The following is a 9196-nucleotide window of genomic DNA, read 5'->3' on the forward strand; positions in this document are numbered from 1 at the left end:
TGATTTTATGACGAACTAGCACCACGCGTATCATTATTTAATTTCCTATCTACCAACAAAACCTTGCAAATTTCATGTTATTTAAAAAAAGTTTTGGTTTCCAACTTAACTATTATTCAGAATCTAGGCACCGCGTTGAACTTGGTCATCATCGATCTTAGCGATCTTTCCTTGTTCAATATATACAGCTAAGATCGACATATCAGCTGGGTTTACCCCACTGATCCGGCCTGCCTGAGCAAGAGTTTCCGGACGGATCTTTTCCAATTTCTGCCGAGCCTCTGTGGCGATACCGTCAACAGCTGCATAATCGATACGGTCAGGGATCTTTTTAGCTTCCATTCGTTTTAATTTTTCAACTTTCTGCATGGACTTTTTAATATACCCAGCATACTTGAGTTGGATCTCAATTTGTTCAATACTTTGCTGTTCCAATTTATTTTCTGGTGCTGGAATAAATTGCAGAAGATCCATGTATTTGACATATGGACGTTTCAAAAAGTCGCTAGCCAAAATACCGTCTCTCAATTCGTGTTCGCCATGTTCTGCAAGGTATGCGTTGACCTTGTCGTTTGGCTTGATCCGAATGCTTGACAAACGTTTCATTTCAGCTTCAATGAGTTGCTTTTTGTTTTCAAACTGTGCATATCTTTCATCTGAAATCAGCCCAATTTTATGACCAAGATCTGTCAAGCGCAGATCTGCATTATCATGCCGTAAAATCAAGCGATATTCTGCTCGAGAAGTTAACAAACGGTATGGTTCATTAGTCCCTTTGGTAACTAGATCATCGATCATAACTCCAATATAAGCATCGCTGCGCTTCAAGGTTATTTCGTCTTTGCCCAAAGCATGTCGCCCAGCATTAATACCAGCAATGATCCCCTGCCCAGCTGCTTCTTCATAACCTGAAGTTCCGTTTGTCTGGCCAGCTGTATATAGTCCAGAAACTAATTTTGTTTCGAGTGTTGGACGTAATTGGTATGGTGAGACAACATCATATTCGATCGCATAACCCGGACGCATCATTTCAGCATTCTCTAAACCTGCGATCGAGTGCACAAATTGCTGCTGAACTTCCTCCGGCATTGATGTTGAAAGACCTTGAACGTAGTATTCATCCGTGTCTCTGCCTTCCGGTTCCAAGAACAATTGATGACGTGGTTTGTCAGCAAAACGAACGATCTTATCTTCGATCGAAGGACAGTAACGCGGTCCAACACCTTCGATCACACCCGTAAACATTGGGGCACGATTTAAGTTGTCATGAATGATCTCATGTGTTCCACCATTTGTATATGTTAACCAGCAAGACATTTGGTCTTTGGCTGAAAGATAGTCTTCATCCTTAGATTCATATGAAAAATGATGCGGTGTTTCATCACCAGGCTGCTCATCAGTCTTGGAATAGTCGATCGTATTTCCATCAACACGTGGTGGTGTCCCTGTTTTGAAACGTTTGAGTTCAAAGCCCAGCTTCTCCAGATTACCAGATAATTTCATCGATGGTTGTGTATTATTTGATCCAGATGAATACATCAATTCACCGATAATAATTTTTCCGCGTGCTGCTGTCCCTGTTGTCAAAACAACTGACTTAGCACCATAACGAGCACCAGTATTTGTGACAACACCCTTGATCACACCATCTTCAACGATCAGATCATCAACGATCCCTTGACGTAAGGTCAAGTTTTCTTGTTTTTCTAGAGTATGCTTCATTTCAATCGAATACTGGCGTTTATCAGCTTGCGCACGTAAAGCGCGAACTGCTGGTCCTTTACCCGTGTTGAGCATTCTCATCTGAACATATGTCTGATCAATATTACGACCCATTTCACCGCCAAGGGCATCTAATTCACGAACAACGATCCCTTTGGCAGGCCCACCGATCGAAGGGTTACATGGCATGAAAGCGACCATTTCCAAGTTAATGGTCATCAACAAGGTCTTGTTTCCCATTCTCGCAGCGGCTAAAGCTGCTTCACATCCTGCATGTCCTGCGCCAACCACGATGACATCGTAATCTTTGCCGGCATACTGTTTTATTTCCTGCATAATTTCTCTTCTCCTGTTTTAAATATCATCTGTTAACAAAATCATTTTCTAAGTGCTAAATTTCGTCTTATCCGTTTCCTCAAAGCAAAAGGTTGTGCTTAACTGATTTCCGCTCTACGATGCCAAATGCGCATCCTAGTGCGGAAATCCGTTAATGCTCACCTTCTAACCGCTTTGTTCCACCCACTTATTTTCCAAGGCAGAACTGGCTGAAAAGCTGGTCCAATAGCTCATCTTGGTACGAGTCTCCTGTTATTTCTCCCAGGTCATCCCAAGCATCCGTCATGTCGATCTGACAGAGATCTACTGGCATTCCTTCGTCTATCCCACGCAATACGGCCTCCAAAGAATCTTTGGCCTGATGCAACAATGCAATGTGGCGTGAATTTGTCAGCATGACTGTTGTTTGAGAATTTTCGATCCCATTGAAAAACATTTTTGCGATCCGTTCCTCTAATTCATCTAGCCCATCATTCTTTAAAACTGATGTGCTTAATAATTCTTCAGGTGCAACCAGCTGTTTGATCTCACTCATGTCGATTTTTTGCGGCAGATCCGTCTTATTTAAGATCACCAAGCGTTTCTTTTCTTTAGTTAGATCTAACAGTTTACGATCTTCTTCCGTCAAAGGCTCGCTGGCATTCACTAAAACCATCACTAGGTCGGCTTGTTCGATCGCCTTACGCGAACGTTCTACCCCGATTTTTTCAACTTTATCTTCTGTATCACGGATACCGGCAGTGTCGATCAATTTTAACGGCACATCGCGAATATTGACATATTCCTCGATCACATCACGGGTAGTCCCAGCAACATCAGTTACGATTGCCTTATCTTCATGCAGTAAATAGTTCAATAAACTAGATTTGCCGACATTTGGCCGACCTACGATTGCAGTTGCCAATCCATCACGCATGATTTTACCTTGATTGGCAGTGCGTAAAAGATCTTGGATACGTGTCTTAACTTCCTGAGCTTTTTCTTTTAGAATATTAGTTGTCATTGTTTCTACATCATCATATTCTGGATAATCAATATTAACTTCCACCTGAGCCAATGTATCCAGAATATCTTGCCGCAAATTTTTGATCAATTTCGACAAGTTACCATCCAACTGATTTAATGCGACCTTCATTGAACGGTCAGTTTTAGCTCGAATCAGATCCATCACAGATTCCGCCTGAGTTAAATCAATTCTTCCATGCAAGAAAGCACGTTTAGTAAATTCACCCGGTTCTGCCAAACGAGCACCATTTTGCAACAATAACTGCAAAATTTTGTTAGTTGGCACAATACCGCCATGACAGTTGATCTCAATAATATCTTCACGCGTAAAGGTCCTTGGTGCGCGCATTACAGACACCATTACTTCATCAATTTCTTCATTGGTTTCCGGATCAACGACATGTCCATAATTGATTGTATGCGACTGGACATCTTGTAAGTTTCTTCCTTTAAAAATCTTAGCAGCAACTTCCAACGATTCCTCACCGCTCATCCGCACAATGGAGATCGCACCCTCACCAGGGGGGGTCGAGATTGCAGCGATCGTATCGTATTCTGTTGTTTGCATCATCGTCATTTTAAAAATCCCTCCTTAGGGCACAAAAAAAGCGCCACTCCACGCCAAATAAAATGGCATGGACAAAGCACTTTGACTACTTTATCTCTGTTTAAGATAAGAATGATTAGTTACAATATACGAGCAAAAAATGCAAAAGTCAAGTATAATTAAGAAAGTAACCTAGAAGTACAACTCCTTTATTAGCGGTGTTTTTTTCCCCACCGCCTCTGAGAAAACCAAAAAAATGAAGAAAGCCTGGAGCAAAATGTTTTTAATCGATATTACACCTCACAACCACAATTGTTATGACCCGATCGTTAATCAATCGATCGACAACTACTTGATCAACGACTTAAAATTACCTGGTCACGGACTGATTTGTTATATTAATCGCCCATCGGTGATCATCGGATCTGCACAAAACGCTTTTAGTGAAGTTGACCTAAATTACCTCGAGCAAAACAACGTTAGCTTAGTCAGGAGGACTTCCGGCGGCGGAGCCGTTTATCATGACGAAGGCAACATTATTTTTGAAAACATTATTAGCGGCAGCTTTGATCACTGTAGTGACTATAATTACTTTGCAGAACCAATTTTATCTGCTTTAGAAGAAATGGGACTTCAAGGAGGTCACGTTAGTGCTAAAAGTGCTTTAGTCGCAAATGATCATAAATTTTCTGGCATGTGCATGATCAAGGGTAAAGATGGCTACGCCGCTGGCGGCACCCTAATGTTTGATATGAATATTGCAAATGCACGTCTTGCTTTGACTCCCAAAAAACGTGATCAAGTCAAACGCGGTGTCTTATCAGCTGATCGACCGATCATAAATTTAAAACCCCTACTGCCGAATAAATATGCGTCCATGTCAGCAGAGGCCTTTAAAAATGAACTTTTACTGCATATGTTTCACGTGAAACATATGGAGGACATTCCAACTTACCATTTAACGCAAAAAGATTGGAAAAATATCTTTAAGCTGATCGATCAAAAATACGGGAAAGATGTTTGGAATTACGGAAAAAATCCCGGTTATGAATATTACTCGAACCTTCAATTGAAAAACGGTCAGCTACATGTCAATTTCTCAACAAAGAACCAACAAATCTCACGTATCAAATTCTTTGGTAACACTATTACAGTAGATGCGGCCGAAGCCTTAGAAGAAGTCCTGCTTGGAACCGATTTAAATGATAAAACACTGGAGACCTTACTAACTCTCACAATTTTTGGTTCTAACAAAAATTTTGTCCAAATAATCACTGAAATGTTACTAGCACCAGAAAAAACGCATCAAATCATTGGTTAACTCAAAATACAGATGATCAGAACCTAATCACTGATCATCTGTATTTTTCTATATTAAACTTTGGACTACCCTTAAGTCCGTTGATTCACGCCCATAAATTATACGTATGGTACTAGTTTGCCCCTTTCAAATATTTGATCGAACTTTTGCAAAAATCATTACGAACTAACACCAGCCTTTATATTTTACGAGTTACGAAGAAAAAACAAATTCCTCATTTTTTAGGGAATTATTTATTTTCAACCAAAATTGATATATATTTTTCACCATTAAATATGCTAAGATAATATGTTGGTAAATTATAATAACTAGGGGTTTTTATTTTGAATTCAAACAAAAAAACAAATAAGGGAATAGTTACTTTTGCTCTTTTCATCGCCACTTTCTTGAGTGCGGTCGAAGGTACGATCGTTTCAACGGCTATGCCGACTATTGTGGGAGATCTGAAAGGAATCTCGATCATGAACTGGGTTTTCTCGATCTACTTATTAACAACCACTTTATCTACACCAGTTTACGGTAAGTTAGTTGATGAACTTGGCAGAAAGCCGGTCTTCATCACTGGACTTTTGGTCTTTTTGATTGGATCAATGTTAAGTGGGCTATCGACCAGCATGCCGCAGTTAATTGCTTGGCGTGCTGTTCAAGGAATCGGTGCGGGAGCGATCTTACCTATTTCAAATACGATCATCGCCGACATCTATCCCCCAGATAAACGGGCCCAAGTGATGGGTCTGAATAATTCAGCCTGGGGAATAGCTTCTGTTGCTGCCCCGCTTTTAGGTGGTTTGATCGTTGATAATTTAAGTTGGAAATGGGTCTTTTTCATCAACGTACCGATCGGCCTGGTCTCGATCCTTTTGATTTGGGTCAATTTGCGCGAAGATAAACACTATGCCCACGGCAAGTTAGACATCTGGGGAATTATTTGGTTATCTTTGACGATCGGTGGGATCTTATATGGAGTAGAAGTCCTAAACAAGACCCACATTAACGTCGTAGCCGCAATTAGCGTTTTTATAGCTGCAATTATTGGTTTAATACTCTTTATTCGACAAGAAAAACGAGCAGCGGATCCAATCATCTTATTAGATCTCTTTAAAAAGCGCACTTTTGTAATTCAAAATTTTGCAGTAGCAATGATGTCTATTTTTCTGATTGCTTTTGATGTCTACGTACCCTCATGGACACAAGGACTTCTGGGCTTACCAGCCACAATTGCCGGTTTCGCTACAACACCAAGTTCTATCTTATGGATCTTTGGTTCATTTTTAGCAGGTATCTTCTTAGGCAAGATGACACCACGCAAAATATTAATGTTGAGTATGGGGCTGCTTGTTATTTCAGGTACGGTATTTGTCTTCTTGCCAGTGGACACACCCTTTTATGCCTTTTTAATTATTGGAGTGTTCTTAGGAACAGGTTTTGGTATCACAGTTACAAGTTCTACAATTATTTCTCAAAGTATCGTTGCACCAGAAAATGTCGGGATGGCAACATCTTTTAATACTTTGGTCCGGACACTTTCACAAAGCATTTCAATTTCTGCTTTTGGGATCGTTATCAATCGTTCTTTGATTCATGGGATTCACGCTCATCCAGAAGCGCATTTGAACGTTAATATGTTCAACAAAATGATCAATCCCCATACTGTAGATCAATTGCCGGACAAACTGATCCCATTAATGCATCAGATCTATCATAACGGTTTACAAAATGTTTTTACGATCGCAGTTGGCTGCATGGCATTAGCATTTGTTCTAAACTTACTTAAACAAAAAAATTACCACATTGATAATAAATAATGAAAAAGGCTAGTGAGCCGAAGTGCCCCATAATTATTAGACATAGAAATCTAATAATTGTGGGGTGTTTTTTTGTATTCGAAATCGTTTCACTTGCGTTTTTTTGAATAGTAATGATAATGTGTTAGTTATATGATTTGTGAAATATATTTTGCAAAAGTAACTAATAGTAACACCTTCACTGTGCACATAAATGGCAACACCTCAACATACCAAGCCTTTTCTGACGAATATTAGATAATTTTCAAGTACTCGCCTTGTGAAAAGTGCTAAGCTATTTAAATAATTAACCAGCTGTTATCATTAGCCAATAAATTTCTGCTAGTATTTTCTTACCATACTCAAAAATATCTCACTATGTCATCTCAACTTGTTCTGGTTTTGTAGTCGAGCTCCGCATGACAAAAGGCTGCTAGTGCTCATCTTCTAAGCGGGTTTTTCCACTCTGTTTTGAAAGAGGGTTTTATATGCTATGGCTGACCATTATAGCTATTATGCTATTTTACTTATCTGGGGGATCGTTACTTATAACAAATTTATTAGATTCAGAGAAAATACCAATAACGCTATGAGTCAGATCTCAGCTCAAATCAAAAGTCGCTGGGATGCCTTGACTAACTTGATAACCGCTACTAAAAATTACCAAACTTACGAAAACAAGACTTTAACCAAAATTATTGAAGATCGTTCCAGCGTATCACAAGATGCTTCTGTCAAAGACATTGACCAAGATGATCAGCTCTTCAGCAATGTTTTAGGGGTGATCAGCGCCCTAACCGAACAATATCCAGACCTAAAAGCCAGCAACGTACATCTCCAAACAATGTCTTCAGTTGATAAATATGAAAATCTAGTCAGAGAATCAAGGATGATTTATAACGATACTGTCACACGTTTTAACCGGGCTATCAAAACGTTTCCTAACTCACTTCTAGCAAGTCCTTTTGGTTTCACGGAACAAAACTACTTCAAAAATACTGAAAATAAACAGGAGATGCCGCAATAGTCAGAATAAAATCAATTTGCTGCAGGAACCTGAAAGAGATGCACATGAACCGCTTCAAGCATTATACACTGTTTTTTATCGTGTTAAAAAAGATAATGTGGTAACCGAACCCCGTCTTATCTAAATACTTGAGCCACGGTTCTAACTGGCAAGAACTAATGTCTAAGTTTTCTGATTACAGTTATACTTATTGCATGAAGTACAGTTTAGTTGAATCAAGTGCTGATGCATTAAAAACACGCAACAAAAAGAACCGTAAAGCGATCCACTGGACACAAAATGGTTATTAAACGACAATCACCAGCTCACCGACGAGGGAATAAAAATTTGCACGCAAATAGTACAATTAAAAAACTATTTAGAAGAGTTCTCCCTACTAAGTAAAAGAAATATTAAAGAGGTCAGTCTCTGGGATGAATATATATTAGCCGCTGCAGCTTTGGATATATTAGACAAAGACAGCTAACCAAAGTTTACCCAGTCTATGCACATGAAAGTATTATAATACAAGTGATCATCCATTCAACTATACTGACAATTTCAGCAGTAATATCGCATATTCCTCTACTGGTAGCGGTGGCTCCACCAGTTTTGATCTGAATCGACTAGTTGCCAATTTTGCTAACAAAACCCCCCCAAAAAAACAAACTATCATCTGTTAAAAGATGATAGTTTGTTTAATATATCTAACGATAGCCATTAGGATCGATCCAAATTATTTTTTCAGATCCTCGATCGAGTTGATATTCTTCATATATTTAGGAACAGCTAAACCGATCCGAGCACCCTTCAAGTTTGTCCGCACATAGTCATACTGCCCCTTATACTTCTTAGCAAATGCCTTGTGTGTTGAAGGTAACTCGGCAGTAACTGAAGCGTCTGCCTTATCAGAAACAATTGCTTGCCACATAACTTCAACGTCTAGTTGTTGTAATGTTACATCATAATTTTTTCGTTTCAACAATTGCTCCACCACATTGGAAGCAGCAATTTCATAATCATAAGGCATATAAACTAACTTGATTTTTTTACCTTTTCCATCGGGCACGCCTTGCAACATTTTGCTGACTTTTTTAGGATTGTTTTTAATAAACTTTTGCGCAGCAACGGTTTTATCTTCGCCGCCGTTGATATCCATCATGACAGGTTCAGCATCTTTCTTCAGATCCCAATGGAAATTTTGCAAGAGCTTATACGCACCAGGATTATCTTTCTTCAAACCCTTACGAGCAATCGTAGCTTCGTGCGCACCTCTGCCAAAAACGTTCTTCGGATCTTTTAACCACTTGATCGGATATTTAGAAAACATCCAGTGTGGCTGATAAGCTGTCACAACGATTGGTTCTTTATACTTGATTGCTTTGTCTAATGTGCTTGTCATAGCAGCTGTCGAACTTGGCATCAACTCGCTGTTTGCGCAAGTTCATGCGGAGCGGTTGTTCACCTAGGCTGGG

General features: G+C 39.4%; 8 protein-coding genes. 5 read left to right on the forward strand and 3 right to left on the reverse strand.

What is annotated here, in order from left to right; all coding sequences use genetic code 11:
• Positions 1-123: 123 nt before the first annotated feature.
• Positions 124-2058 (reverse strand): tRNA uridine-5-carboxymethylaminomethyl(34) synthesis enzyme MnmG, encoded by a 1935-nt coding sequence (mnmG, locus tag FC65_RS06545; protein ID WP_056972006.1) that lies wholly within the window; start codon positions 2056-2058, stop codon positions 124-126.
• A gap of 187 nt (positions 2059-2245) precedes the next feature.
• A complete protein-coding gene (gene mnmE, locus FC65_RS06550; protein WP_056972007.1) occupies positions 2246-3640 on the reverse strand; it encodes a tRNA uridine-5-carboxymethylaminomethyl(34) synthesis GTPase MnmE in 1395 nt (464 codons plus the stop codon).
• Positions 3641-3887: 247 nt separating this feature from the next.
• Between mnmE and FC65_RS06555 the strand changes: the two genes are divergently transcribed.
• From FC65_RS06555 to FC65_RS12895, 5 genes are all read left to right on the forward strand, one after another.
• The gene (locus FC65_RS06555) at positions 3888-4931 is read left to right on the forward strand and encodes a lipoyl protein ligase domain-containing protein (protein ID WP_235803091.1); all 1044 of its coding nucleotides are present in this window, start codon (positions 3888-3890) and stop codon (positions 4929-4931) included.
• A gap of 323 nt (positions 4932-5254) precedes the next feature.
• Entirely contained in the window at positions 5255-6736 is a 1482-nt protein-coding gene (locus FC65_RS06560; protein ID WP_056972009.1) for an MDR family MFS transporter, read from the forward strand.
• A 472-nt stretch (positions 6737-7208) separates the two neighbouring features.
• Positions 7209-7742, forward strand: coding sequence for a LemA family protein (locus tag FC65_RS06565; protein ID WP_056972010.1), 534 nt, complete (start codon positions 7209-7211; stop codon positions 7740-7742).
• A 158-nt stretch (positions 7743-7900) separates the two neighbouring features.
• Complete coding sequence (locus FC65_RS12750) at positions 7901-8032, forward strand: hypothetical protein (protein ID WP_268869451.1); 132 nt, start codon at positions 7901-7903, stop codon at positions 8030-8032.
• A complete protein-coding gene (locus FC65_RS12895) occupies positions 8011-8208 on the forward strand; it encodes a DUF2207 family protein (RefSeq protein ID WP_154022061.1) in 198 nt (65 codons plus the stop codon). The genes FC65_RS12750 and FC65_RS12895 overlap by 22 nt, the downstream gene beginning before the upstream one ends.
• A gap of 249 nt (positions 8209-8457) precedes the next feature.
• On the opposite strand, the gene FC65_RS06570 is transcribed toward FC65_RS12895, so the two are convergent.
• Positions 8458-9144, reverse strand: coding sequence for a glycine betaine ABC transporter substrate-binding protein (locus FC65_RS06570; RefSeq protein WP_235803092.1), 687 nt, complete (start codon positions 9142-9144; stop codon positions 8458-8460).
• Positions 9145-9196 lie beyond the last annotated feature (52 nt).

Origin of the sequence: Ligilactobacillus acidipiscis DSM 15836 (genome assembly GCF_001435755.1) — a bacterium.
In the GTDB taxonomy this organism is placed as follows: domain Bacteria; phylum Bacillota; class Bacilli; order Lactobacillales; family Lactobacillaceae; genus Ligilactobacillus; species Ligilactobacillus acidipiscis.